Source organism: Anaeromyxobacter sp. Fw109-5 (assembly GCF_000017505.1).
GTDB lineage: Bacteria > Myxococcota > Myxococcia > Myxococcales > Anaeromyxobacteraceae > Anaeromyxobacter.
Window position 1 is genome coordinate 2,759,594 of the sequence record NC_009675.1, and the last position, 25,510, is coordinate 2,785,103.

At 74.2% G+C, this 25,510-nt stretch carries 16 protein-coding genes and 1 pseudogene; 9 read left to right on the forward strand and 8 right to left on the reverse strand.

Annotation, left to right across the window (positions count from 1 at the left end):
* Nucleotides 1-116 precede the first annotated feature (116 nt).
* Nucleotides 117-1,511: a carboxypeptidase-like regulatory domain-containing protein gene (locus ANAE109_RS12215; RefSeq protein WP_012097175.1), complete on the forward strand. Its 1,395-nt coding sequence runs from the start codon at nucleotides 117-119 to the stop codon at nucleotides 1,509-1,511.
* An 85-nt stretch (nucleotides 1,512-1,596) separates the two neighbouring features.
* Here ANAE109_RS12215 and ANAE109_RS12220 read toward each other — a convergent pair whose 3' ends face one another.
* Entirely contained in the window at nucleotides 1,597-2,832 is a 1,236-nt protein-coding gene (locus ANAE109_RS12220; RefSeq protein ID WP_049768576.1) for a HAMP domain-containing sensor histidine kinase, read from the reverse strand.
* A gap of 548 nt (nucleotides 2,833-3,380) precedes the next feature.
* Between ANAE109_RS12220 and ANAE109_RS12225 the strand changes: the two genes are divergently transcribed.
* Nucleotides 3,381-5,333, forward strand: coding sequence for a chloride channel protein (locus tag ANAE109_RS12225; RefSeq protein WP_012097177.1), 1,953 nt, complete (start codon nucleotides 3,381-3,383; stop codon nucleotides 5,331-5,333).
* Here the strand turns inward: ANAE109_RS12225 and otsB are convergent.
* From otsB to ANAE109_RS12240, 3 genes are all read right to left on the reverse strand, one after another.
* Nucleotides 5,330-6,136 carry a trehalose-phosphatase gene (otsB, locus tag ANAE109_RS12230; protein WP_012097178.1) on the reverse strand — a complete coding sequence of 269 codons (807 nt, stop codon included), beginning with the start codon at nucleotides 6,134-6,136 and terminating at the stop codon, nucleotides 5,330-5,332. The two genes, ANAE109_RS12225 and otsB, sit on opposite strands and share 4 nt — an antisense overlap.
* Complete coding sequence (locus tag ANAE109_RS12235) at nucleotides 6,133-8,403, reverse strand: trehalose-6-phosphate synthase (protein ID WP_012097179.1); 2,271 nt, start codon at nucleotides 8,401-8,403, stop codon at nucleotides 6,133-6,135. The genes otsB and ANAE109_RS12235 overlap by 4 nt, the downstream gene beginning before the upstream one ends.
* Before the next feature lie 126 nt (nucleotides 8,404-8,529).
* Nucleotides 8,530-8,952 (reverse strand): response regulator, encoded by a 423-nt coding sequence (locus ANAE109_RS12240; RefSeq protein WP_049768577.1) that lies wholly within the window; start codon nucleotides 8,950-8,952, stop codon nucleotides 8,530-8,532.
* 189 nt (nucleotides 8,953-9,141) lie between these two features.
* On the opposite strand from ANAE109_RS12240, the gene ANAE109_RS12245 reads away from it, so the two are divergent.
* The 3 genes from ANAE109_RS12245 (at nucleotide 9,142) to ANAE109_RS12255 (ending at nucleotide 15,862) form a co-directional block, all read left to right on the forward strand.
* Nucleotides 9,142-13,791, forward strand: a complete 4,650-nt coding sequence (locus ANAE109_RS12245; RefSeq protein WP_012097181.1) for a GNAT family N-acetyltransferase — start codon at nucleotides 9,142-9,144, stop codon at nucleotides 13,789-13,791.
* A 9-nt stretch (nucleotides 13,792-13,800) separates the two neighbouring features.
* Complete coding sequence (gene lysS / locus ANAE109_RS12250; protein WP_012097182.1) at nucleotides 13,801-14,931, forward strand: homocitrate synthase; 1,131 nt, start codon at nucleotides 13,801-13,803, stop codon at nucleotides 14,929-14,931.
* Nucleotides 14,932-15,016: 85 nt separating this feature from the next.
* Nucleotides 15,017-15,862, forward strand: a complete 846-nt coding sequence (locus tag ANAE109_RS12255; protein ID WP_012097183.1) for a DMT family transporter — start codon at nucleotides 15,017-15,019, stop codon at nucleotides 15,860-15,862.
* A gap of 9 nt (nucleotides 15,863-15,871) precedes the next feature.
* Here ANAE109_RS12255 and ANAE109_RS12260 read toward each other — a convergent pair whose 3' ends face one another.
* The 3 genes from ANAE109_RS12260 to ANAE109_RS12270 form a co-directional block, all read right to left on the reverse strand.
* A complete protein-coding gene (locus ANAE109_RS12260) occupies nucleotides 15,872-17,047 on the reverse strand; it encodes a patatin-like phospholipase family protein (protein ID WP_012097184.1) in 1,176 nt (391 codons plus the stop codon).
* A gap of 101 nt (nucleotides 17,048-17,148) precedes the next feature.
* The gene (locus ANAE109_RS12265; RefSeq protein ID WP_012097185.1) at nucleotides 17,149-17,538 is read right to left on the reverse strand and encodes an ACT domain-containing protein; all 390 of its coding nucleotides are present in this window, start codon (nucleotides 17,536-17,538) and stop codon (nucleotides 17,149-17,151) included.
* A gap of 97 nt (nucleotides 17,539-17,635) precedes the next feature.
* A complete protein-coding gene (locus tag ANAE109_RS12270) occupies nucleotides 17,636-18,649 on the reverse strand; it encodes a D-cysteine desulfhydrase family protein (protein WP_012097186.1) in 1,014 nt (337 codons plus the stop codon).
* Between the two features lie 285 nt (nucleotides 18,650-18,934).
* On the opposite strand from ANAE109_RS12270, the gene ANAE109_RS12275 reads away from it, so the two are divergent.
* Together ANAE109_RS12275 and ANAE109_RS12280 are read left to right on the forward strand one after the other, a co-directional pair.
* Entirely contained in the window at nucleotides 18,935-20,530 is a 1,596-nt protein-coding gene (locus ANAE109_RS12275; protein WP_012097187.1) for a hypothetical protein, read from the forward strand.
* A 152-nt stretch (nucleotides 20,531-20,682) separates the two neighbouring features.
* Nucleotides 20,683-21,861: a methyl-accepting chemotaxis protein gene (locus tag ANAE109_RS12280; protein WP_012097188.1), complete on the forward strand. Its 1,179-nt coding sequence runs from the start codon at nucleotides 20,683-20,685 to the stop codon at nucleotides 21,859-21,861.
* A gap of 24 nt (nucleotides 21,862-21,885) precedes the next feature.
* Here the strand turns inward: ANAE109_RS12280 and ANAE109_RS12285 are convergent.
* Nucleotides 21,886-22,470: pseudogene (locus ANAE109_RS12285) on the reverse strand (DsbA family protein); the annotation flags it as partial.
* A gap of 151 nt (nucleotides 22,471-22,621) precedes the next feature.
* Between ANAE109_RS12285 and ANAE109_RS12290 the strand changes: the two are divergent.
* Nucleotides 22,622-23,239, forward strand: a complete 618-nt coding sequence (locus tag ANAE109_RS12290) for a DTW domain-containing protein (protein ID WP_012097189.1) — start codon at nucleotides 22,622-22,624, stop codon at nucleotides 23,237-23,239.
* A 12-nt stretch (nucleotides 23,240-23,251) separates the two neighbouring features.
* Complete coding sequence (gene tgt, locus ANAE109_RS25785; protein ID WP_012097191.1) at nucleotides 23,252-25,432, forward strand: tRNA guanosine(34) transglycosylase Tgt; 2,181 nt, start codon at nucleotides 23,252-23,254, stop codon at nucleotides 25,430-25,432.
* Nucleotides 25,433-25,510: the final 78 nt, after the last annotated feature.

Genomic DNA, 25,510 nt, shown 5'->3' on the forward strand with positions numbered 1-25,510 from the left:
CCTGCGCAGTGTCCTACCTGCCCCCCTGCTGGAGCAGGGACCGTGGGGACGGACGCGCGACGGACCGCTCGTGTCGTTGTAGAAGGGGACGCCCAACCCCGAGATCTGGAGGCTCCGTGATCTGCAGAACCCAGCGCTTCACCCCGCTCGTCCTCGCCGCTGCCCTCGCGACCGGCGGGTGCGGCTCGGACGACGACAAGTCCTGCGACGTGGCGAGGCAGACCGGCTGCGGCACCGGGCTCGTGTGCGAGCCGGTCGAGGGCGGCCGCAGCGTCTGCGCGCAGCCGGTCGTCATCAGCGGCAACGTGTTCGACCTCGCGACCGCGATGGGCATCGAGAAGGCGCGCGTGGTCGCCCTCGACGCCAACCGCTCGCCCATCAGCACGGTCGCGATCACCGACGCCGCCGGCGACTTCAGCATCCAGGTGTCGAACCCGCGCACGAGGGACGGCGCGCCCGTCGCCCGCGACGTCTTCCTCCGCGCGGACGCGCAGGGCTACGCGACCTTCCCCTCCGGCATCCGCCAGGCGCTGCCCGTCAACACGGCGGGGGGCGTCAGCCTCGACGGCAAGCTCGTGGTCGCGGATCCGCAGACCACCGACGTCGGCCTCATCGAGATCCCCTCCGCCGGCACCGGCACCATCTCCGGCACCGCCGCGGTGCCCGCGAACCAGCCGGGGGTGCTCGTGGTGGCAGAGACGGCCGACGGCCAGGCCTTCAGCGCCCTCGCGGACCGGAACGGCGACTACGCGATCTTCAACCTCGCGCCCGGTGATTACTCCGTGCGGGCCTACGCGCGCGGCGCGGTTCACCCGGCCGCGAGCGCGGCCGTGATCGCGGACCAGGTGACGGACGTGGATCTCGCCATGGGCGGCAACGCCACCGGGACGGTCAGCGGCCAGGTCCAGGTCGTCAACCCCGGCACGGGCAAGGAGACCTCGGTCATCCTCGTCGTCGAGTCCACGTTCGACGAGGCCCTCGCGCGCGGCGAGACGCCCCCCGGCCTGCGCGCGCCGGAGGCCGGCGCCCCCTCGATCACGGGCGCGTGGCAGATCACCGGCGTGCCGCCCGGCCGCTACGTCGCGCTCGCCGCGTTCGAGAACGACCTGCTCGTGAGGGATCCCGACGTCTGCATCTCCGGCACGGACATCCAGCACCTCGAGGTCGTCGCGGGCGTCCCGACGGGCGCCGTCGACTTCAAGGTCACCGGCGCCCTGGACGTGATCTCGCCGGGCGCCAACGGCCCGGAGCTGCTGACGACGGCGACCCCGAAGCTCGTCTGGGAGGACGACAGCTCGGAGGATGCGTACGAGATCACGATCGTCGACGCGTTCGGCGTCCCGGTCTTTCCCGAGCCGGTGATCATCGCCGGAGCGAGCGGCGGGAACCCGGAGTACCAGGTCGTCGATCCCCTTCCTCCGGGGTATTACCAGTTCAAGGTCAAGTCGGCGAAGGCCGGCTGCTATCTGTCCCAGACCGAGGATCTGAAGGGCGTCTTCATCGTCCCGTAGCGCCGCTCCCGCAGTCCGCCGGCCGCGCTCGCCGCCTCCACAGGGCCGTTCAGAATTCCCCCGAGAGGGGAGCTCTGGACCGCCCTCACGGCGCGGGCGCGGCCGGCGTGCTCTCCGGCACGAGCTGCGGTGCGTCGTGCGCGAGCGGCAGCCGGACCGTGAAGATCGTCCCCACCCCCTCCATGCTCGCGACGCTGATGCTGCCCGCGTGCGCCTCGACGAGCCGCCTGACCACGTACAGGCCCAGCCCGGCCCCCGCGACCGCCGAGCGCAGGTTGCCGGTGCGCCGGAACGGTTCGAAGATCGCGGTCCGATCGCGCTCGGCGATGCCGATGCCGTGGTCGGCCACCTGGATCACGGCCTCCCCCTTCGAGGTGCGGAGCGAGGCCCGCACCTCGCCGCCGGCGGGCGAGTACTTGATGGCGTTCGAGAGCAGGTTGGCGAGCACCTGCTCGATGCGCAGCGGGTCGCAGTACACCGGCACCGCGTGATCCGGGACCTCCGAGACGAGGCGGTGGCGCGACGAGGTGCCCTCGAAGAGCTCGAGCGCGCTCCGGACGAGGTCCCGCAGGTCCACCCGCTCGACGCGCATCTCGACCTCGCCGGCCTCGATCCGTGCGGTGTCGAGCAGGTCGTTCAGCATCCGCTCGAGCTTCGCCGCCTGGCGTCGCACCACGTCCACCGCCCGGCGAAGCCGGGGCTCGGGTGGGAGGGGTGTGCCCGGCGGGATCGCCGCGGCCGTGAGCTTGAGCGCGGAGACCGGGTTGCGGAGGTCGTGCGCGACGCTCGCGAGGAACGCTGCTTGCCCCTGCCGCTGCCGCGCCAGCGCGTCGGCCATGCGGTTGAAGTCCCGCGCCATGCGCGCGACCTCCTCGGGCCCCTCCTCGTTCGCGCGGACGTTGGGATCTCCGCCGCCGAAGCGCGCGAGGGCGTTCGACAGCTCGAGCACGGGCCGTAGCGCCCTGGCCCGGAGCCACCAGACCAGCACCGAGGACGCCGCGACGATCGCGAGCGCGACGGCGATGCCGGCGGCGTCCGCGACCGTCTGCCAGCGGACCGCGCGGGCACGAGCGGCGCGCGCGTGCGCGATGTTCACGTTCACCAGCTCGCCGACCGAGGCGTAGGCCTGCTCGAGGGCGGCCTCCTCGCCGGGCTGGCCCAGCCGGCTGGCGATCAGGTACTGCCCGACCGCGTCGACGGCCTCCCGCGCCGCCTCGTGCTCCTCCGGCGACGAGAGGCCCCGGTCGGCGTCCACGAGGTGAGACGCGAGACGCCGCTCGTGATCCATCCGCACGACCGGGTCGCTGCTGCGCGCGTGCACGAGCAGATCGATCGCCGCCTCCTCGGCCAGCCGGACGCTCTCGGCGGACGCGAGGATCCCGGCGTTCGCGCGTTGCAGCGCCGAGGTGATGACGGCGAGCGCGACGGCCGCGAGGATCCCGATGCCGGCGAATCCCGCCAGGACGGCTATGAGGCTCGCCTGCAGGCTCGTTTTCGTGGGGAAGCTCCTCGTCCACCAACGGATAGGGATCTCCCATCCGCTGCGTGAAGCGACCCCGGCCGTTTTGGTGGGGGCCGGGCGCCCTGCCGCACGTTTGCTCGGGTACCCCCTTCACGATGCGACCGATCGCCGCAGCTGCGAGCTCCAGCTCCGCGGTCCTTCGAGCGTCACCGTAGCTCCTCGAGTAGGCCGCGAGGGATCGCGCGGGGCTCGCGCCTGCGTGACGCTTCCCGGGTGGCGAGCCCGTCCCACGCGGCGACCGGGACGATCGTTGGAATGCCAACCGTCTCGGAGCGCCCCCGCGCTCGCTCGTCACGGTCCTGCCGGTGCGCGCTGGACGCACCCGCTGCGCCGGGTATCCTGCGCCCGTGACCGAGCCCTCCGGCGACCCTTCCCCGTGGCGGGCCCTGCGCGGAGCGCTCTCGCGCTGGATGGACGCGGCCGGCACGACGGGCCGGGCGCTACAGGGCGGGCTCGCGCTGCTCGTCCCGGAGGCCCCGCTCGAGCTGCGCATCGCGGGGCGCGTGCTCCTCCACGCCGCCGTCGTCGGCCTCCTCGCCGGCGCCGTCGGGGCCGCGTTCTTCGCGGCCCTCGAGCTCGGACAGCACCTGCTGCTCCACGGCCTCGCGGGGTTCGAGCCCGCGCGCGCGCGAGGCGAGGCAGTCGTCGCCGGCGGGGGCGAGGCGGCGTTCCGGCCCTGGCTCCTCGCGCTCCTCCCCGCAGTCGGCGGGCTCGTGAGCGGCCTCATCACCACCCGGCTCGCGCCGGAGGCGGCGGGCGGCGGCGGGGACGCCACCATCGAGGCCTACCACCGCGGCGGGCTGTTCCGCTGGCGGGTCGCGCCGGTGAAGTTCGCGGCCGCCTTCGCGGCGCTGTCGTCGGGCGGCTCGGGCGGCAGGGAGGGCCCGACGATGCAGATCGGCGCCGCCATCGGCTCCCTCGCGGCCCGGCTCCTCCCCACGACCCGCCGGGAGCGGCGGGTGCTCTTCGTCGCGGGCGTCGCCGCCGGGATCTCGGCGGTCTTCCGCACGCCGCTCGGCGCCGCCCTGCTCGCGACGGAGATGCTCTACCGCGACGACTTCGAGGCCGACGCCCTCGTCCCCTCGATCCTCGCGAGCGTCGTCGCCTACTCGGTCGTGATCGCCGCCTTCGGCGAGACGACGCTCCTCGGCTTCAGGGCGCGCTTCCCCTTCGACCCGCGCCAGCTCCCGCTCTTCGCGGGGCTCGCGCTGCTGGTCTCGCTCGCCGCGGTCGCGTTCGTCCGCCTGCTGAGGGCGGTGCAGGCGGCGGCCCGCAAGCTGCCCGGGCCCACCTGGCTGCGCCCCGCGCTGGGGGGCCTCGCCGCCGGCCTCCTCGGCGCCGGGATGGCGATCGCGCTCGGCTCCTGGCGCGGTCCCGAGGCGCGCGGGTTCACCGTCCTCGGAGGGGGCTACGGCACCGCGCAGGTCGCGATGGACGGCGCGCCCTGGTTTCCCGGCGGCTGGCAGCTCGTCGCCCTCCTGCTCGCGGTGGCGGCGGCGAAGGCGCTCGCCTCCGCCCTCACCATCGGCTGCGGCGCGGCGGTGGGGGACTTCGCGCCGTCGCTGGTCATCGGGGGCCTCGTGGGCACCGCCTTCGGGCACGCCGCGCGCGCCGCGCTCGGAGATCCCGCGATCGAGCCCGCCGCCTTCGCGCTCGTCGGGATGGGCGCGTTCTACGGCGGGGTCGCGCACGTGCCCCTCTCCGCGCTCGTGCTCGTCGCGGAGCTGGCGGGGAGCTACGACCTGCTCGTCCCGATGATGCTCACCGTGGGGATCTCCTACGTCGTGCTCCGTCGCTGGTCGCTGTACCCGACGCAGCCGACGAGCCGGGCCGAGGCGTCCGGCGCCCCGGGCGAGGCGCTGCGTGCCGCGCTCGCGCGCCCCGTGGCGGAGCTCCTCGTGGCGCCCGAGCTGCCGGACTTCCGCGAGGACGCGCCGCTCGCGGCCGTCGCGGCGGCGAGCGCCGGGGCCGCGCAGCGCGTCGCGCTGGTCCGCGGCGCCGACGGCCGTCCGCGCGGGCTCGTGGATCTCGGCCTGCTCGGCGCGCTCGCCCCCGCCGAGCTCGGCTGGACGCGCGCGGCCGACGCGATGGTCCCCTTCGTGACGCTGGTTCCCTCCGCCACCTGGCGGGAGGCGATCGCGGCGCTCCATCGCCGCGGGTTGCCGCAGCTCCCGGTCGTCCAGGCCGGCACGACCACCGTGCTCGGCTGGGTGGGGGAGCGAGAGCTGGCGCGCGCGGCGCTGGCGCTCGAGCTGGGGGGCGAAGGCCAGGGCGCGGCCGTCCAGCCCGACCGCGGCTAGGCCTCGCGCGAGGACCTCACGGCGCGAGCGAGCGACTCCGCGCGGGCGCGCTGCCCGTCGAGCCGGCTGCGCTCCTCGACGAGCAGGCGCAGGAGCTCGTCGATCCCCTCCTGCGACGCGAGCCGGTAAGCGGCGGCGCTCCCGGCACCCTCCCCGATCCGGACGCCCATCACGCCGGGCGCGCGGAACGCGTCCTCGTCGGTGGTGTCGTCCCCCACGTAGAGCGCGGTCCGGCAGCCGCTCCGCTCGAGCAGCTCCGCGATGGCGTCCCCCTTGGTCGGGGCGTCGCCCGGGACGGCGTTCACCACGCAGTGCCCGCCGAACACGCGCGCGCCGGGGAGCTCCAGGGTGGCCGCGCGGATGTCGCGCTCGGCCGCGACCGGGTCGGGGGCGCGGCGGTAGTGGACGGCGAGCGAGAGCCCCTTGTCCTCGACCTCGACGCCGGGCATGGCGCCGAGTCGCGCCGCGAGCGCGCCGCGCCAGGCGAGCACGGCGGAGCGCGGCGAGCGATCCACCGGACCGAAGCCCGCCTCGGCGCCGTGGTTGCCGACCCAGGCGACGAGCGGGATGCCTTCGAGGCGCGGCGCGAGATCCGCCCGCGAGCGCCCGGAGACGACGACGCACGGGTAGAGCAGCGCCGCGACGCGCAGGAGCGCGCGGGTGTCCGGGCGCATCGCCGCGCGCGCGGGATCCTCGACGATGGGCGCGAGCGTGCCGTCGAAGTCGAAGGCGAGGAGCGCGCGGTCGTGGGCGAAGGCGGCGACGGCGGCGCGCGAGGCGGGGGCGAGCAGGTCGGGGATCATGGCTTCACCTCGTGGACGCTGCGGAGGCCCAGGTTGAGCCGGGTGGAGAGGCGGTCCCGCTGGCGGAGGCGCGCCGCGTCCACGAGCATGCGCCCCGCCCACCGGTACACGTTGAAGTCGGCGACGAACGCGCGCATCGCGCGCATCCGCGCCGCCTGCTCGTCGGGCGGCATGGCGAGCGCCGTCGCGAGGGCCGCGCTCGCCTCCTCGAGATCGTACGGGTTGACGAGGAGCGCCTCGGTGAGCTCGCGGGCCGCGCCGGTGAAGCGCGACAGCACGAGCACGCCGCGCTCGTCGTCCCGCGCGGCCACGAACTCCTTGGCCACGAGGTTCATGCCGTCGTGCAGCGAGGAGACGTAGCAGACGTCGGCGGCGCGGAGATACCGGAAGATGGCGGGCGGCTCGTGGTGCGCGCGCAGCAGCACGATGGGCCGCCACGTCCCCTCCGCGAAGCGGGCGTTCACCCGCGCGGCGATGGCGTCCACGCGCTCGGAGAGCTCCCGGTAGCGGTCGATGATCGTCCGGCTCGGAGCGGAGAGCTGCACGAAGGTGAACCGGCCGCGCTGGTGCGGGAAGCGCTCGAGGAGCCGCTCCACCGCGAGCAGCCGCTCCTCGATCCCCTTCGTGTAGTCGAGCCGGTCCACCCCGACGCCGATCTTCGCGTCGGGCGGCAACCCCAGCTCGGCGAGCACCTTCGCCCGGCACTCCACCGCCGGCGGGGTCTCGGTCGCCCAGCGGTTCGGCCAGTCGATGGAGATGGGGTACGGGCGCACGAGCGACTCGCGCCCGCCGAGCACGATGGACTGCCGCTCGCGGTCGATCCTCGCCTCGAGGAAGCGGTCCACGCCGTCGAGGAAGTTGTTGCAGTGGAGCTGCGTGTGGAAGCCCACCACGCTCGAGCCCAGCATCCCTTCCAGCAGCTCGTTCGCCCACGGGCAGATCCCGAACCGCTCCGCGTTGGGCCACGGGACGTGCCAGAAGCTGATGATGGTCGCGCGGGGCAGCCGCTCGCGGATCATCCGGGGCGCGAGCGCGAAGTGGTAGTCCTGCACGAGGACGATGGGATCCGGTCCGTCGACCTCCTCGCAGACCGCGTCCGCGAAGCGCCGGTTCACGCGCTGGTACTCGCGCCAGTCCTGGGCGCGGAACACGGGGCGCGTGTGCGCGACGTGGCAGAGCGGCCAGAGCCCCTCGTTCGAGAAGCCGTAGTAGTAGCCGCGCTCCTCCTCGGGGGTGAGCCACACGCGGCGCATCGCGTACGACTCCTCGCCGGGGGGGACGCGCACGCGGTCGTTCCTGTCCACCGCCTCCCGATCGGCGGTCCCGCTGCCGTGCGCGACCCACACGCCGGAGCAGGCCCGCATCACGGGCTCGAGGGCCGTGACGAGGCCGCTCGCCGGGTGGAGCACGCGGACCCCGCCGTCGGGAGCGCGATCGTGGATGTAGGGCTCCCGGTTCGCCACGATGACGATCCCCTCGCCCTGGAGCGTCTCGGTGAGGGTGCGGTGGAGCCGCTCCGCCGACCAGCGCCCGCCCATCGCGCCCTGCCCCTGCTCCACCGCGAGCTCCGAGACGAGCTGCCGCACGTCGGAGAGCAGCGGCTGGAACTCCTTGCGCGGGGAGCGCCCGTCCGCGGGCGAAGCGCGCCCGAGCGTCAGGACCCGCCGCAGCTCGTCGTTCCAGCTGCGCCAGGAGAGGCGGCGCACCAGCACGGTCAGGATCGAGGCGAGGATCGCGACCACGGCGAACGCGCCCGCCGTGTAGCGCCTCAGGGCCGCCTCGCGGCGGGCCACGAAGCTGAGATCGTGGACGACGACGACGTGGGCGAGCAGCCCGCCCTCCTCGGTGAGGAGCGGCTGCACGGTCAGGTGGATGAGCCCGCCCTCCGCGTCCTCGATGCGGTCGATCTCCACCCGCTCTTCCGCGTCGGTCGGGTCCAGGCGCTCCGCCAGCGCCTCGCACTCGTACGCGCGCGGCCCCACACCCGTCCGGGCGACGGTCCGCATCCCGCGGCCGCACACCGACGCGGCCATGATGCGGTCGTCGCGGGCGATGTCGGCGAGCACCGCCGCCGCCCGCCGCCGGTCTCCACCCGACAGGTGCGTGACGAGCGCCTCGCGTGCTCCGGCGACGACGAGGTGCCCCCTGAGGCTGACGTCCTTCTCGTACCAGGCGCGCGCCGTCCCGTTCAACAGGGCGGCGGCCGCCCAGGCGAGCCCTGCCAGGACGGCGACCAGCGGGAGAAGGACCCTGACGAAGGCTCTCACCCGGGCATGGTGCGATCGATCCGTTTGTGTTGCAACCGTCCCCCCGCGCCCTCGGCTCGCCCGCGGCCGCTCGCGCCGGCTCGCGGGGGGTCGCCCGGGCGGCGCGCCCCAGGCGGCGCGGCGGGCTCACCACACGGGGGGTGCGACCCCCGGCGCCGACCCCCTTCCGCGGGGAGCCGCCTCGGAGGAGCGGCAGTGCGGCAGGACCACCTCCCGGAGCCGCTCGAAAGCGAACGGCTTCTCGAGGTGGCCGTCGGCGCCGGGCGGCGTCTCCTTCACCGCGGCGCTCATCGTCACGACGGAGAGGGAGCGGAAGCGCGCGTCCGCGCGCAGCCGCCCCAGCAGCGCGAGGCCGTCGAGCCGGGGCAGGAAGAGATCGAGCAGCACCAGCCCGGGACGTAGCCCTTCGTCCGCGAGCAACCCCCACGCGGCCTCTCCGTCGGCGGCGAGCTCGACGCGCGCGCCCAGGTGCACGAGCAGCTCGGCGAGAGCGTCGCGGATCGCCGGTTCGTCCTCGACGAGCAGGATCGGTTTGCGCTCGACGTCCATCTGCGCCAAATCTTCGCTCCCATCCCGGTAAGGGCTACCCCGGCGCAGGGATTTTTCCGCCGGCACCCTGCGAGCCCTCGTCTCCTGGTTCGCCCGGGCCACGCGGGGGTCCCGCGCGCCTGCCCGCCTCGGCCGTCGACGCACGTCGCGTGCATCGACACGACCCCACAAGCATGGTCTTCTCCGCGCATGTTCCAGGTGAGGCACGACTCTCCGTACCCAGCCCTCCTCGCGGCCTGGCGCACCCCCGGCGCGCCCGATCCGCAGCTGCTCGACTCCACCCGCGAGTCGCTCTCCTCGGTCCGACCCGACGACCTGCCCACCGTCCGCCCGCTCGTCGAGCACCTCCTCGCCCACCTGGGCGACGCGCAGTCGGGTCGCGCCGCACGGCGCTCACTCCACGCGCTGCTCGACGGAGCCCGGCGCCGCTTCTTCACGAGCTCGCTCCCCCCGGCGGACGCGGACGCGTGGCTCGCCGTGCTCATGCCGGTCCTCACCGCGACCGACTACACGCTCGGCGAGCTGCTGCGCTCCCGCGAGGAGACCGATCCGAAGACGGTCGCGTTCCGGGTGCTCGGGGAGGACGCGGCGGACGTGACGGTGGCGGAGGTCGCCCGCCGCACGCGCGCCATCGCGCGCGGCATCCTCGCGCTCGTCGAGGGCGACGCCGGCGCGAAGGTGGCCATCCTCGCGGAGAACTCGCTCGAGGCCGCCCTCTGCGATCTCGCCTGCCTGACGAACGGCATCGTGGACTTCCCGCTCCCGGCCAACGCGGTCGCCGAGCAGATCGTCTTCATGCTGAAGCACTCGGGGGCGACCGTGCTGCTCGTCTCGGACGAGGAGCAGGTGGCGAAGGTGCTGCCCTCCCTGCCCGCCCTCCCCGAGCTGCGCGAGATCGTCGTCTTCTCGAAGACGGCCGCCGAGCGGAACGGGCTGCTCACGCTCGAGCAGATGGTCGGACAGGGGGCCGAGTTCGACGACGGCGACCGGGCCGCGCGCGCCGGGGCCGTGCGCGCGCGCGACGTCGCGACGGTGATGTACACCTCCGGCACCACCGGCAAGCCGAAGGGCATCGTCTTCACGCACGAGAACCTGGTCTCGAAGCGCTTCTGCCGGGCGTTCGCGCTGCGCGAGGTGAACGAGGGCGACGTCTTCCTGTGCTACCTGCCGCTCTACCACACGTTCGGGCGCTGGCTGGAGATGACGGGGACGCTGTTCTGGGGCGCCACGTACGTCTTCGCGCGCTCGACCGCGCAGGCGCAGCTGCTCGAGGACTTCCGCCGCGTGAAGCCCACCGTGTTCATCTCGGTGCCGAAGAAGTGGATGGAGGTCCACGAGGCGGCGGTCTGGGAGGCCGCCTCCGACGACCCCGACGACGTCGCGGCGCACCTGCGCGGCATCACCGGCGGCCGCCTGCGCTTCGGCCTCTCCGCCGCCGGCTACCTCGATCCGGGCGTCTTCCGCGCCTTCCATCGCGCCGGCACCGAGCTCTGCTCCGGCTACGGGATGACGGAAGCGACGGGCGGCATCACCATGACGCCGCCGGGGCAGTACCTGGACGACTCCATCGGCCTGCCGCTGCCGGGCGTCGAGTGCCGCCGCGCCGACGACGGAGAGCTCCTCATCCGCGGTCCCTACGTGTCCCCCGGCTACTACCAGCCGGGCCCCGAGGACCAGGCCGCGCACGAGGAGGGCTGGTTCCACACCGGCGATCTCGTCTCGATCGACCCGGCGGGCCACTTCCGCATCACCGGCCGCAAGAAGGAGATCTACAAGAACCGCCAGGGGCAGACCATCGCGCCCCAGCGCGTCGAGAACCTGTTCCGCGACTTCGAGGCGGTGGCCCAGGCCTTCCTCGTCGGCGATCACCGCGAGTACAACACGCTGCTGGTCTGGCCGAACCACGCCTCGCCCGCCGTGCAGGACCGCTCGCCGGAGGAGCTGCGCGAGCTGCTGTCGTCGCTCGTGGCGAGCGCGAACCGCTTCCTCGCGCCCTTCGAGCGCGTCGTGGCGTTCCAGGTGCTGCCGCGGGCGCTCGACCTCGAGCACGGCGAGCTCACCCACAAGCACACCTTCAAGCGCGAGGTCGTCGAGCAGAGCTGGAGGGAGCTCATCGACAAGATGTACGAGCAGAAGCACCTCGCGCTCGCGCTGGACGGCAGCTTCCTGCGCATCCCGAACTGGGTGCTCCGCGAGATCGGCGTCCTGCAGCACGAGGTCGCGCTGACGGGCGGGAGCCTGCGCGCGCGCGATCGCTCGCTGCCGGTGGGCCCGGCCGCCGACGCCCCGGGGGCCACCCTCATCGGCGACCTCGCCTACGCGACGGAGGGCGCAGTGATCGACCTCGGCGCCCTCCTCTCCCGGCCCGCCCTGTGGCTCGGAAACGAGTCGCTGCGGCGCTTCCTCGGTGACGAGGCGTTCGTCTCGCTCGTGTCGCGCCGCCGCAGGGGCGCCGCCGACCTCCGCCTGGACGCGCGCCTGTGGCCACCGCCCGAGCCGGAGCGGCTGAAGCCGCTGCTCGACGTCGTCGACCGCGGCGAGGTGAGCTTCTGGTCGATCCACGTGGCCGGCGAGCTCTTGCGGGCCGAGCGCCCCGAGGCGCGGCGCGCCATCAGCCACCTGCACATCGGCCTCGCCGTGGCGGAGAGCGAGCACGCCGCCCTCTGCCGCGCGCTGCTCCGGCGCGCCGCCGAGGCGCCGGACGAGGACGTGCGCCGCCGCGCGTTCCGCGTCCTGCTCCCGAACGAGGAGCCCGACGAGACGCTCCGCACGCTGCAGCTCTTCCTCGATCGGATGGGGGCGCTCGCGCTCCGCGACGAGGACCTCGCCGATCTCGGCGAGCGCGGCCTCACGGACGCGCAGGTGCAGGTCCTCCTCGCGCACCTGTCCTCGGACAAGGTCCGCTTCGAGCTCTCGGATCCCTCCGACCGGCGGCTGCTCGTCGGCGCGATGCGCCTCCTCACCGCCACCGCCGTCGCCCACCCGCACTACTTCGCCCGCGTGCGCATCCCGCTCGCGCGCCTGACCCTCCACGAGGACCCCGAGATCTCGGCGCGCGCGGGCGAGGAGCTCGACCGGCTCCGCCGCGGCTTCTCGAATTGGGTGGGGCCGAACCTCCGCCTGGCCATCGATCCGCTCACCGGCGCCGAGTACGGGTGGAAGGACGTCCTCGTCTTCGACGAGAGCGTGCCGGCCGAGGGGCGCACCCACCTGCTGCAGGCCCTCGCCGACGCCACCATCGTGCGCGCCTCGGTGTTCGTGCTCGGCAGAGGGGTGCTGCTCTCCCTGGCGGACATCCCGCCCGGAGGCGCCACGGTGTCGCTCCTCGGGCGGCAGCACGGCAAGAGCGTCTACCGGCTCTCCATCCACACCCGCGCGAAGGAGATCTTCGACGTCGCCATCAACGTCGCCGAGGAGATGAACTTCTACGAGCTGAGGCAGGAGGTCTCGTGGCTGCTCGCGGCGGGAGCCCCGCCGCCGCTCGTGGAGCAGTTCGGCGGGTACTTCGCCGAGTGGGGGATCTTCACCGAGGAGTTCATCCCAGGCTCGGACGTCGAGCGCCAGGCGGCGCGGCTGCTGCGCCAGGGCGAGGCGCAGCGGCTGAAGCTGCTCTGGCCGTTCCTCGTCTGGACGGCGCTCGAGCTGCACGTGCGCTTCTGGGGCCGCACCGGCCGGCGCCTGGCGCTGCGGGAGCCCTCCCCCGCCGCGTTCATCGTGCCGTCCCACGACTACCACGCGGGCGCGCGCCTCGTGTCCATCTCGGACCGGTCGCAGTGCCTGACCTTCGACGAGCTCATCGAGCGGTTCGAGCGCTCGTTCATCCAGCGCATCGAGGCGCAGCGGCCGGACCTGCGGGGCGAGATCGACGACCACCTCCTGCTCTCGGCGGTCGTCGAGGCGCTCGGGTACGAACGCGGGGTGGCGCTGCTCGAGGACGCCGCGCAGAGCTCGCGCCGCGCGGTCGCCATCGAGACCTTCCTGGAGCGGCTGCGGGAGCGCGGCTTCACGCCCCAGCGCGTCTCGTTCGCGGCCCGCCGCTATCGGCGCTGGCTCGAGGCGACGCCCGGCGCGACGGTGGAGGCGAAGGGCAAGATGCTCGGGGAGCTGTGGGGCACGTACCGGCTGTCGGAGGTGGAGCAGTCCTGGCCCGACACCCGCCTCCGCTTCTTCCGCCGCACCGTGTTCGCGGACGGGCGGGCGGAGCTCGGCGCCGCCCTCGACCGCCTCATGAACCGCGCGCGCGCCCTCCCCCCCGGCGGCCTCGATCTGGAGGAGCAGGTCGCGGCGGTGCGCGCCGCGGTGCGCCCCTCCGCCGAGGAGGACTACTTCCTCGCGCGCATGACCTACCGGTACCTCGCGCCCACCGACGAGGTCGCGCTCATCTCGATGCCCTCCGGCGGCCACTACGTCACCGAGGTCGTGGTGGCGCTCACCGACGAGGAAGGGAACCGCTTCGCGGTGCGCGGGCCCATCTCGCCGCGCGAGGTGGCGCGCCTCCTGCACATGTTCCACGAGGCGAACCTGCAGGTGACCTTCACGACCGAGCACGAGTTCCTCATCGCGCTCGACGCGAAGGACACGCCCATCGCCGGCCTCTTCTACAGGCAGGTGAGCCCGGATCGCGTGCACATGGAGAAGATCGTGGTGGCCCGGCGTCACCGGGCGAAGGGGGTGTCGGAGGGGCTCATGCGCGAGTTCTACCGGCGCCTGCGGGCCCGCGGGGTGAAGCGGCTCGAGACCGGCTACTTCCAGCCCGAGTACCTCCGCCGCTACGGCTTCCGCACCGACCCCACCTCCGGCGGCCTCGTCTGCGACCTCGACCACGACGGCAGCTTCTAGAGCGACACCATGGCCAAGACCACCTGGAAGCTCATCGACACGACGCTGCGCGAGGGTGAGCAGTTCGCGAAGTCGTCCTTCCGCACCGAGGACAAGCTCGAGATCGCCCGCGCGCTCGACACGTTCGGCGTGGACTACATCGAGGTCACGACGCCCGCGGCCTCGCCGCAGTCGCAGCGCGACCTCGCCCAGATCGTGAAGCTGGGCCTCGCCGCCCGGATCATCACCCATACCCGCTGCATCCTCGACGACGTCAAGGCGGCGCTGGACGCCGGCGTGCGCGGGATCGGCATCTTCTTCGCGACGAGCCGCATCCTGCGCGAGGCCTCCCACGCGAAGTCGCTGCAGCAGATCGTGGACGCGATGGGGCCGCCCATCGAGGCGGCGCTCGCGGCCGGGCTCGAGGTCCGCTTCTCCGCCGAGGACGCCTTCCGCTCCGACGTGCACGACCTGCTCGCCGTCTACCGCGCGGCGGAGAAGCTCGGGGTGCACCGCGTGGGGGTGGCCGACACGGTGGGGATCGCCACGCCGCGCCAGGTCTACGCGCTCTTCCGCGAGGTGCGGAGCGCGGTGAAGTGCGATCTCGGCTTCCACGGCCACAACGACACGGGCTGCGCGATCGCCAACGCCTACGAGGCGATCTCCGCGGGCGCGACGCACGTGGACGTCTCGGTGCTCGGGATCGGCGAACGGAACGGGATCACCCCGCTCGGCGGGATCGTGGCCCGGATGTTCGCGCTCGAGCCGCAGGCGGTCGCCGAGCGCTACCGGCTCGGGCAGCTCCGCGAGCTCGAGCGGCTCGTGGCGCGGGTGACCGGGGTCGAGATCCCCTTCAACAACTTCGTCACCGGCGAGACCGCCTACTCCCACAAGGCGGGCATGCACCTCAAGGCGATGATGACGAACCCGGGCGCCTACGAGATCATCCCCCCCGAGGCGTTCGGGCTCAGCCGGCGGCTCATCGTGGGCAGCCGCCTCACCGGCCGGCACGCCATCGCCTACCGGGCCCGCGAGATGGGGATCACCTTCGGCGAGTCGGAGCTGAAGGCGATCACCCGCCGCATCAAGGAGCTGGCGGACGCGGGCGAGCTGTCCGAGGAGCAGATCGACGCGGTCCTGCGCGACTGGGTGACCGCGTGATGCCCGCCGCGCCCGCGTGATAAAAGGCACGGCCGCTCGGCCCGAGCGTGGCGCCTCGCCACGCTCGGCGCGAGTCGAGGGACCCGTGCTCGGAAGCCGCCTCCTCATCCTCGCCGCCGCGGTCCTCTGGTCGACCGCGGGGGCCGCCATCAAGAGCTCCGGGCTCGACGCCTGGCAGATCGCCGGCGGCCGCTCCCTCGTCGCCGGCCTGTTCCTGCTCGCCGTCGTCCGAGAGACCCGGCGCCTCCCGACCCTGCGCGTGCTGCTCGTCTCGGTCGCCTACGCCTTCACGGTGGTGATGTTCGTCGTCGCGACCAAGCTCACCACCGCGGCGAACGCCATCTTCATCCAGGACGCGGCGCCGCTCTTCGTGCTCGTCCTCTCGCCGCTGCTCCTCCGCGAGCTCCCCACGCGCGGCGAGCTCCTCGCCGTGCCGGTCTACGCCCTCGGCCTCGGCCTGTTCTTCCTCGACGAGCTCTCGGCCGGCCAGGTGACGGGGAACCTCGTGGCGCTGGGCTCCGGCGTCGCCTTCGCGTTCTCGATCATCGGGCTGCGGCTGCTGCGCCACGACGGCCCCGCCGCGCTGGTGTACGGGAACCTGATCGCGGCGGCGGCGACCCTCCCGCTGGCCCTCGCCGGTCCGGCGCCGACGCCGCTCGACGTGGGGCTCGTCGTCTACCTCGGCGTCTTCCAGCTCGGCCTCGCGTACCTCTGCTTCTCGCGGGGCCTCCTGCACACGCCGGCGGTCGAGGCGTCGCTGCTCATGCTGCTCGAGCCGGTGCTGAATCCGATCTGGACCTTCCTCGTCGCCGGCGAGCGGCCCGGCCCGTGGGCGCTCGCGGGGGGCGCGGTGGTGCTCGCCGCCACCGCCTGGCGCACGCTCGCCCCGGTCGTCGCCGCGCGCGCGGCGGCGTGGGGGTCGCGGGGGTAGCTCTCGCGGCTACCCCCGCGCCCGCTCGCGCTGCGGCTGCGGCGCGCCGAGGAAGAACTCCTCGATCTCGTCGCGGCGCGCGAGCGTGTCGGCGTAGCCGAGGTCCATCACGCGCTTCAGGTAGATCGGCTCGAAGGCGAGGTACGAGAGCAGGTCCTCGCCGGCGTGGCCGCTCGCGCCGACGCCCTTCAGGAGATAGCGGAGCATCGCGGGGAACCGCTCGTACTCGTCGGCGGCGAGCTTGCCGAGGTCCTGGGACGGGCGCAGGACGAGCGCGGGCACCTGCCGCATCTCGACGTCGCCCGAGTTCAGCCTCTCCCGCGGGATGAGCGCGAGGGTCTTGTTGATCCGCTCCAGCCGCTCCAGGTCCGCGTCGAGCGAGTCGAGGAACACGGCGTTGAGCAGCACCCCGGCGATCTCGGAGAGCGGCAGGGTGTCGTCCTTCTCCTTCGCCTGCTTCCGGAGCGTGTCGCCGGGAGGGCGCAGGTAGCGAACGCTCACCGCCAGGATCCGCTCCGCCCCGAGGTGGATCGCGGGGCTCATGGGGTGGTTCATCCGCACGCAGCCGTCGCCGTAGAAGGTGCCGTCGATGCGGATGGGCGGGAAGAAGACCGGGATCGCCGCGGACGCCATCACGTGGTCGAGCGTGATGCGCGAGCGGATGCCGAGACGCGTCGAGCGGAGCCACGGCTGGATGTCCGCGGCGCCCTCGTAGAAGGTGACCCCGGCGCCCGTGTGGTAATTCGTGGCGGAGACGGCGACGCCGCGGAGCCGCCCGGAGCGGAGGTGCCGCCGCATCCGGCCGACCGGCACCTCGCTCTCCAGGAGCCGCCGCAGGGGCGCCGGGTCGAGCAGGTAGTTGATGCCGGACTTGCCGATGAGGCCGCCCGCGGAGAGGTCGCGGATCCACCGTCCTCCGATCGTCGCCAGCCGCAGGGTGCCCGTCCGGAACACCCGATCGGGCGCGAGCGACTCCCATGTGGCACGGAGCCGCTGCGTGACACGGATGAAGTCCTCGGCCCCGGTCGCGACGACGAGCGAGTTGATCGCCCCCGCGCTGATCCCCGCGATGATGTCGAACGGCATCGGGCCCGGGCCGAGCACGTCGGCCAGGGCGCGGAGTGCCCCGACCTGGTACGCGGCACGGGCGCCTCCGCCCGTCAGCACGAGGCCCGTGTGGCCCACACACCCATGGTAGCGCGGCCTACGCGGCGCGGCATCCTGCCCGCCCTGTATGCCGCACCAGGACGGCGCGCCCGGTCACGGGCCACGGCGGCTTGCTCGCTTCATCGCAGCGCCTTCAGCGCGGCCTTCACGTCCGGGACGGCCAGGTAGAGGTTCATCGTCCGCGCGCTGCCGGCCGACCCTACGTAGGCGTACTGGACGTTGATGCCGGCCTCCCCGAGGCGATCGGCCACCTTGCCCACCGCGCCGGGCTTGTCGGGGACCGTCACCTCGACCACCTCGTCCACGGTGGTCTCCCAGCCGTGAGCCGTGAGCACCCGCTTCGCCGCGCCCGGACGGTCCACCACGAGCCGGACGAAGCCGCGCCCGTCCATCGACGCCGCCATGAACGCCCGGATCGTGACGCCCTTCTCCCCGAGCGCGTCCGCGAGCTTCCCGAGGGTTCCTGGCCGATCCTCCACCCACGCCGAGATCTGCTTCGCCCTGGGCATGGCTCGCCTCCTGGCCGCGACGCCTCCGCGATCCGTGAAGAGCTATAACCAGCGGCGCCGGGGCGACCAGCCTCCGTTCGCCGGGCGGCGCACTCCGTCACGGACCGGCGAGCCGCTGCGCGAAGGGGAACAGGCCGAAGGCGCCGCCGGTGTGCAGGAAGACGACGCGGGACGAGGGCAGCCCGCCCGGCTCGGACGCGCGGCGCGCGAGGCCCAGCATCGCCTTGCCGGTATAGACCGGATCCAGGAGCACGCCGTCGAGCCGCGCGGCGCGGCGGATGAGCGCGAGGCCGTCGTCGGTCGCGAGCGCATACCCCGGACCGATCGAGCCGTCGTCCAGGGAGATCTCCTCCGCCGGCACGGCGGGGAGCTCGGGCCAGCGCCGGTGGGCGTCCGCGCAGATCCGGGCGATCGTCTCCCGGAAGTAGTGCGCGTCGTTGCAGACCGCGAATCCGAGCGGCCGCGCCCCTTCCCACCCGGTGGCGCGGACCCCGAGCTCGATCCCCGCGCCCGTCCCGCCCGACCCGGCCGCGTAGGCGATGGTCACGGGTCCGCTGCGCCAGGCGTCCGGCAGCTGCGCGCGGAGCTCGGCCACGGCGGCCACGTACCCCAGGCTACCGAGCTCGCTCGACCCTCCCTCCGGGATGACGTAGGGGCGCCGGCCGGCCGCGCGCAGCTCGTCGGCGGCCGACCGCATGAGCTCGCCGCGCCGGCGGTACTCGTCGTGGGACACCCAGCGGATCTGCGCGCCCGCGAGCCGATCGAGGAGGGCGTTCGCCTCGAGCGGCGGCGGCCGCGAGGGATCCGTCACCCGCAGCAGCACCACCGCCGAGAGGCCGCGCTTCGCCGCCGCGAACGCGGTCGCGCGGCAGTGGTTCGACTGCACGCCACCACAGGTGACGAGCGTGTCGGCCTGCGTCTCCTCCGCTTCCGCCAGCAGGTACTCGAGCTTGCGCGCCTTGTTGCCGGACAGCTCGAGGCCGGTGAGGTCGTCCCGCTTGTACAGGAGCTCGAGGCCGAGCTCGCGGCCGAGGCGGGGCGATCGCTCGAGCGGCGTCGGCAGGCAGGCGAGCGCGACGCGTGGAACGCGGTTCACGGAGAGCGGGGCCATGGCGTGAGCCTAGCACCGCCGCCCCCGTCCTCCGGCAGGTCCGGCCCGCCGCGGGCGAGGCCGCCCGAACCAGGCGCGTGCGGGCGAGCGCGCCGTCCCCCGCCCGGTGGGGCGGCGGGTCGTCCTCGCGATGGCACCTCGAGTGGAATCCACCTTCCACGAAGGCGCACGCGCTTGCCGCGCGAGGGCCGGGATCCGCCGGGATTCGTGGTGGCCCATGGCTCGCAACTCTCCGCAGTGGCACACGTGCGCCCGCCGGGGATCTGGGTGGGCACGGGAGAACGGATGACGAGACACGGGGTGATGGGGCTCGGCGCGCTGACGGCCGTCCTGCTCGTGGCGTGCGGGGGAGGATCGGGGAGCGGCGAGCCGGCCCCGTCGGGCGGACCCGGGAGCGACGGCGGCGGGGCGGGGACTCCTCCGCCTCAGGAGCCGCCGCAGCAGCCCCCGCCGCAGCAGCCGCCGGGCTTCCAGTTCGGGACGCAGGGCCCGTGGCCGGTCGCGAACGTGATCTACGGGCCGGCCGACGGGATCCAGGAGTCGCCGGTCGTGGCGATGACCACCGACGAGGCGCAGAACCGCTGGATCGCGACGCCGCGGGCGCTGTACCTCCTCCGCCCCGGCGAGACGGCGCCGAAACGCTTCGACGAGACGGACGGCCTGCACCTCGGCGCCGCCACGGGGCGGAGCCCGCCGGGACCGGTGGGCTGGGCGAAGTACTGCGACATGGCGCCGATCCCGGACGACCGCCCCTGCAACGGCGAGGTCGTGTGGGGTGGCGCAGCGTCGGGAGGAATCCTGGCCATCGTCGGCGGCGGCCCGAACGAGGTGTTCATCGGGTACGACGGCGATCGGACCGTCGGCGCCGACGGCGAGCCGATCCCCTGCATCGACGCCGACGACCCGGTGGGCTGGAAGGGCTTCGACTACTGCGACCCGCTTCGCCACAGCGGGAAGGTCGACTGGGTGCGGCTCGAGGCGGACGGAACGCTCACGGTCGTGCGCTTCGACCTCCTCTCGAACCAGTACGGCGGCAAGTACTGGCACGACCGCACCATCCACCGGCTCGCGTACGACCACTTCGTCCACCCCGGCACGCTCTACACGGGCGCGAATCACGGAGTGTCGGTGCTGTTCCCCGGCAAGTACCGCGAGCCGCGCCCGGGCGAGTGGTTCGACCTCGCCTACTCCGAGTACATGGGCGATCACCACCACGCGCGCGTCTGCTACCACGAGGTCTGCGGCCCGGACGGCGAGAGCGCGAGCATGCGCGTCGGGGACTGGCTCGGGCTCACCGTGGACGACGAGGGGCGGCTCTGGCACGCCGGCAAGTGGACGGCCGGGCGGATCACCTGGGTGGACGACGCGCTCCAGTGGCACAAGCGCTACGGCGCGGCGTTCGACGCGTCGTTCGGAGATCCGTGGATGGACGGCGCGCGGACCAGCCCGCCGGTCTTCGACGTCACGGAGTCGGGAGATCCGGTCTACCTCACCGCCGTCACGGTCTGCCCCGACGGACGCGTCTGGTTCGGCAGCCGGGGCCCGACGAGCGGGGACGCGGCCGCGCGGCGGGACGCGGTCGCCGTCTGGGACGAGGCGACGGAGCGGTTCACCTACTTCACGGCGGCGCAGGTCGGCCTCTCCGGCGCCGGGGTCGGCGGGCTGGCGTGCCTGCCCGATGGCCGTCTCGCCGTCGCGGGGTACACGACGGGCCTCACGCTCTTCGACCCGGCGACCGGGACGTCGACGCCGATCCGGGCCGCCTCGGGGCTCATCCCGAGCGACCGGGTGAGCCGGCTCGAGGTGGATCGCATGGTGGTTCCACCCGCGCTCCACGTCGCGACGCCGGCGGGCGCCGCGGTGCTGCGCGACCTCCCGTGAAGCGGGCACGCCCCGCCCTCCCGTGCCCGGAAGCGCCGGACGCGGGGGGCGCCGCGGGGGGCCGCACACCCGGACGCACAGCCGCCACCGATTGGCCGACCCGCGGGGATCCGGGGTAGAACGGCGCAACGCTCTCGAGCGGGAGGCTCTCGGTGCGCCTTTCCATGCGGCTCAAGATCGCGGGGCTGGTCGGAGTCGCGACCGGCCTGACCGCGACGCTCAACACCATCGTGTTCCACCTGCTCCACGAGGACGCACCGGCCGGGGAGCTGGCGCGCGGCCTCGGCGCCGCCTTCCTCATCGGCGCCGTGGCCGCGGGCGTCGCCTACCTCGTGGCGCGCCGGCTCACGCAGCCGCTCGAGCGGCTCCGCGACGCCGCCGTGGCGATCGCCGCGGGCGACCTGACCCGCCACATCGACGTGGACGCCACCGCCGAGACCGCCGATCTCGCCGCGAGCTTCGGCGCCATGATCGAGGGGCTCCAGGCGACCATCGGCGAGCTGCGCGGGGCGGCGCTCACGCTGGACGGGCGCTCGGGGGACATCCTCGGCTCCGTCACGCGACAGGCCGCCATGGCGGCGCAGCAGGCCGCCGCGATCAACGAGACGTCCACGACCGCCTCCGAGATCGCGCAGACCTCGAAGCAGGCGACGCAGCACGCCGACTCCGTCATCGAGATGACGCGCCGCTCGGACGACCTCTCTCAGGAGGGGCTCCAGACGGTGGAGGAGGCGGTGAGGTCGAGCGCCAGCCTCGGCGAGCAGGTCAACGCGATCGCGGCCACCATGACCGGCCTCAGCGAGCGCACGCTCCAGATCGGCGAGATCATCGCGTCGGTGAAGGACCTCGCGGAGCAGTCGAACCTGCTCGCGCTGAACGCGTCGATCGAGGCCTCGAAGGCGGGCGAGCACGGGCGCGGCTTCGCGGTCGTCGCGATGGAGATGCGCAACCTCGCCGAGCAGTCGCGGCAGGCCGCGGTGCAGATCCGCGGCATCCTCCAGGAGATCCAGCGGAGCGCCCGGGACGCCGCCGCCGCCACCGACGAGGGCGCAAAGCGCGCCGCCGCGGCCATGGGGCTCGCGCGCAGCGCGGGCGAGGCCATCGAGGGGCTCGCGATGGTCATCCGGGAGTCGGCCGTGGCGGCCCGGCAGATCGCCAACAACACCCGCCAGCAGACGATCGGCGTGGATCAGATGGTCGCCGCGATCTCGGAGCTCTCCCAGGCCATCAACGAGAGCGCCGAGGGCACGCGCTCCATCGAGAAGGGCACCGCCGCGCTCTCGGAGATCTCCAGGCAGCTCTCCGCGGCCGTGCAGCGCTACCGCGTGTAGCCGAGCGCTCGGGATCGCGGGCGTCTATCGCTCGTCCCGCCGGCGCGCGCCGGCCCTGCGCGCCGCGTCGGAGAGCACCTCGTAGGGCTGGCAGCCCACGACGCGCGTCACCGGCCGCGCCCCTGCCGCCGGGGCGAAGTCGAAGGTGGGCACCCCCGTGACCCCCGCCTCGCGCGCCGCGCGCCGCGCCGCGTCCACCCGGGAGAGCGCCCCGGGATCGTCCGCCGCCGCGAGCGCCGCGCCCGGCTCGAGCCCCACCGCCCGGGCCACCTGCGCGAGGTCCTCGTCGCGGGACAGATCGCGCCCCTCCCGCCAGTAGGCGTCGAAGGCCGCGGCCCGGAATCGATCGAGCTTCCCGGCGTCCCGGGCGTGCTGCGCGACGGCGAGCGCCCGGCGCGTGCTGGCGAGCCGCTCCGGGTTGCGCAGGTCGCGGATGCCGAAGCGGGCGGCGAAGCTCTTCACGTAGCCCAGCATGGCCTCGGGATCGGGCAGGTAGGACGCGAGCGGGACGCCGGCGCGCGGCGTCTCGGGGTGCAGCTCGTAGCCGACCCAGTCGATCTCGATGTCGTACTCCGCCTGCAGCCTGACCAGGCTGCTCCGCTCCGCGACGAAGCAGAACGGTCAGACGAAGTCGGAGAAGAGCCGCACGATCGCGCCCATGGTTCGGGCGTGTAACGGGGACGGGCGGCGGACTCCACTCCCGGCGCGGGTACGGCGGGGCGCGGCGCGCGGGCGCGCGCCGTGATAGATCGGGCAGCCCGTGCCCGCCCACCCCGCGCGCTGCCCGCGCTGCCGCTTCCCGCCCGAGTTCTGCCTCTGCCCCGCCATCCCCCGGCTCGCGGCGCCCTTCCGGCTCGTGGTGGTGCGCCACGCGAGCGAGCGCGAGCGCATGTCGAACACGGCGCGCTGGGCCGCCCTGGCGCTGGAGGGGGCGGAGATCCTCGAGCACGCGCTGCCCGGCGTCCCGCTCGACGAGACGCTGCTGCGGGCGCCCGGCGCGGTGGTGCTCTTCCCCTCCCCGCGCGCCGAGGACGCGGCGGTCCCCGCGTCGACGCCCCCTGTCCTCGTCGTCCCGGACGGCACGTGGACCCAGGCGCGTCGCATGATGCAGCGCCTCCCCGCGCTCCAGCGGCTCCCGCGCCTGTCGCTCCCGGGCCCGCCCGCCGGGCTGAGGCTCCGCCGCCCGCCGCGGCCCGAGGGCATGTCCACCCTCGAGGCCGTCGCCGGCGCCCTCGCGGCGTTCGGCGCGGGCGCCGCGGCGGAGCGCCTGCTCGGGCTGCACGACGAGGGCGTGGAGCGCGTGCTGCGCCTCAAGGGGATGTGGGACGACGAGTCGGCCGCGGCCGTGGCCCGGCGCCGGGCGCTCGCGGCGCCCTAGAGAGGAACGCCGATGCCGTTCGCCTACCACCCTGGCCCGAAGGACGGCGCGACGCGCGCTCGCCGCGGCGCCATCACCACGCCGCGCGGTCGCATCGAGACGCCCGCCTTCATGCCGGTCGGCACGCGCGCGAGCGTGACCGGGATGACTCCGGACGACCTGCACGCCCTCGGCGCCGAGATCATCCTCGGCAACACCTACCACCTGCTGCTCCGCCCCGGCCCCGGGCTCGTGCGCGAGATGGGCGGGCTGCACCGGTTCATGCGCTGGCCCGGCCCGATCCTCACGGATTCGGGCGGATTCCAGATCTTCTCGCTCTCCCACGATCGCGTCGTCTCGGAGGAGGGCGCCCGCTTCCGCAGCTACGTGGACTGCAGCCGGCAGCTCCTCTCGCCCGAGCGCTCCATCGAGGTCCAGACCGCGCTCGGCTCGGACGTCATGATGGTGCTCGACGTCTGCCTCCCGTCCACCGCCGAGCCGGCGGCGATCCGCGAGGCGATGGACCGGACGCACCGCTGGGCCCTGCGCAGCCTCGCCGCGCGGACCGACCCCGAGCAGGCCCTGTTCGCCATCGTGCAGGGCGGCCTCGTGCCCGGGCTGCGCGCGGACTCGGCCCGCTTCCTCACCCAGCACGCCTTCGACGGCTTCGCCATCGGCGGGCTCGCGGTGGGCGACACGCGCACCGAGCGGTTCGACGTGGTGGGCCGCACCGCGGAGCTGCTCCCGGAGGACCGGCCGCGCTACCTCATGGGCGTGGGGACGCCGCCCGACCTCCTCGAGGCCATCGGTCACGGCGTGGACATGTTCGACTGCGTGCTGCCGACCACCATGGCCTGGCAGGGCACCGCCTTCACGTCCACGGGACGCGTGCGCCTCACCCGCGGCGAGCACCGCGCCAGCCAGGCGCCGCTCGACTCCCGCTGCGGCTGCGCGACGTGCCGGACCTACACGCGCGGCTATCTCCACCACCTCGTGAAGTGCAAGGAGCCCCTCGGGCCGCGGCTCCTGTCGATCCACAACCTGCACCACTACCTCGAGCTCATGCGCGAGGCCCGCGCCGCCATCGAGGCCGGGACGTACGGGGCGTTCGCGCGCGCGAAGCTCGGGGAGCTCGACCGGCACGAGCACGACGCCTCGCGACGGCCACCGGGGAGGAGGGCGAGCTCGACGTCGACCGCGACCCCGACCCTCGCCGGATCTCTCGAGGCCGGCCACCCTGAGCCCTTCGACTCCGCGGCCTCCGGCCGCTACGCTCAGGACGGGCTGCGCGACGCGGCTTCAGCCGCGGCGCGAAGTCGAAGGGCCTCGACCGCGACCTCGACCGCGACTCTGACCCCCACCCCGATCCCGACCTCGACCGACACCCCAACCGATCCCCCCGCCCGCCCCCGCTTCGAGATCGTCACCACCTCCCTCGGCGCGGCGGCCGTGCGCGACGGGGAAGCGGGCGAGGTGATGCACCCCGTCATCGGCCCGGACGTGGAGTCGGAGCGGCTCTACGTGGCGCAGTCGCGCCTGCGCGAGCGGCTCGCCCCCCCGGGACCGCGCCTGGTGCTCCTCGACGTCGGGCTCGGCGCCGCCGCGAACGCGCTCGCGGCCCTGCGCGCGGCGGAGGCGCTGCCCGCCGCGGGCCGCGCGCTGGAGATCGTCAGCTTCGAGCGGGAGCTCGGCGCGCTCGCGCTGGCGGTGTCGGCCGAGGGCGCGGCGCGGCTCTCGCTCGACCCGGCCTCGCTCGCGGCCGCTCGCGCGCTCCTCGCGCACGGCCGTCACGAGTCGCCCCGCGTCCTCTGGCGGCTCGTCCAGGGGGACCTGCTCGAGACGCTGCCCCGCGAGCAGGTGCGCGCGGACGTCGTGTTCTGGGATCCCTTCTCGCCGAGGGCGAACCCCGCCCTCTGGACGTGGGCCGCCTTCGCCGCCGCGCGCGCCCGCTGCGGCGACGCCGCCACCCTGTACACGTACAGCACGGCGACGGCGACCCGCGCCGCGCTCCTCCTCGCCGGCTTCTTCGTGGGCCAGGGAGATCCCAGCGGTCCGAAGGAGCAGACGACCGCCGCCGCCACGGACCCGGCCCTCCTCGCGCGTCCGCTGGACGCCCGCTGGCTCGCGCGGCTCTCGCGATCGAGCGCGCCGTTCCCGGACGACGCGCCGCCAGATGCCCTGGACCGCATCCGGAAGCACCCGCAGTTCCGATGACGAGCGTACGCCCGAGCCGCTCCGCTCCCGAGCGCGTGTCCGCGACGGCGGACGCGCGAGGTCGAGGGAGGCCCGTCT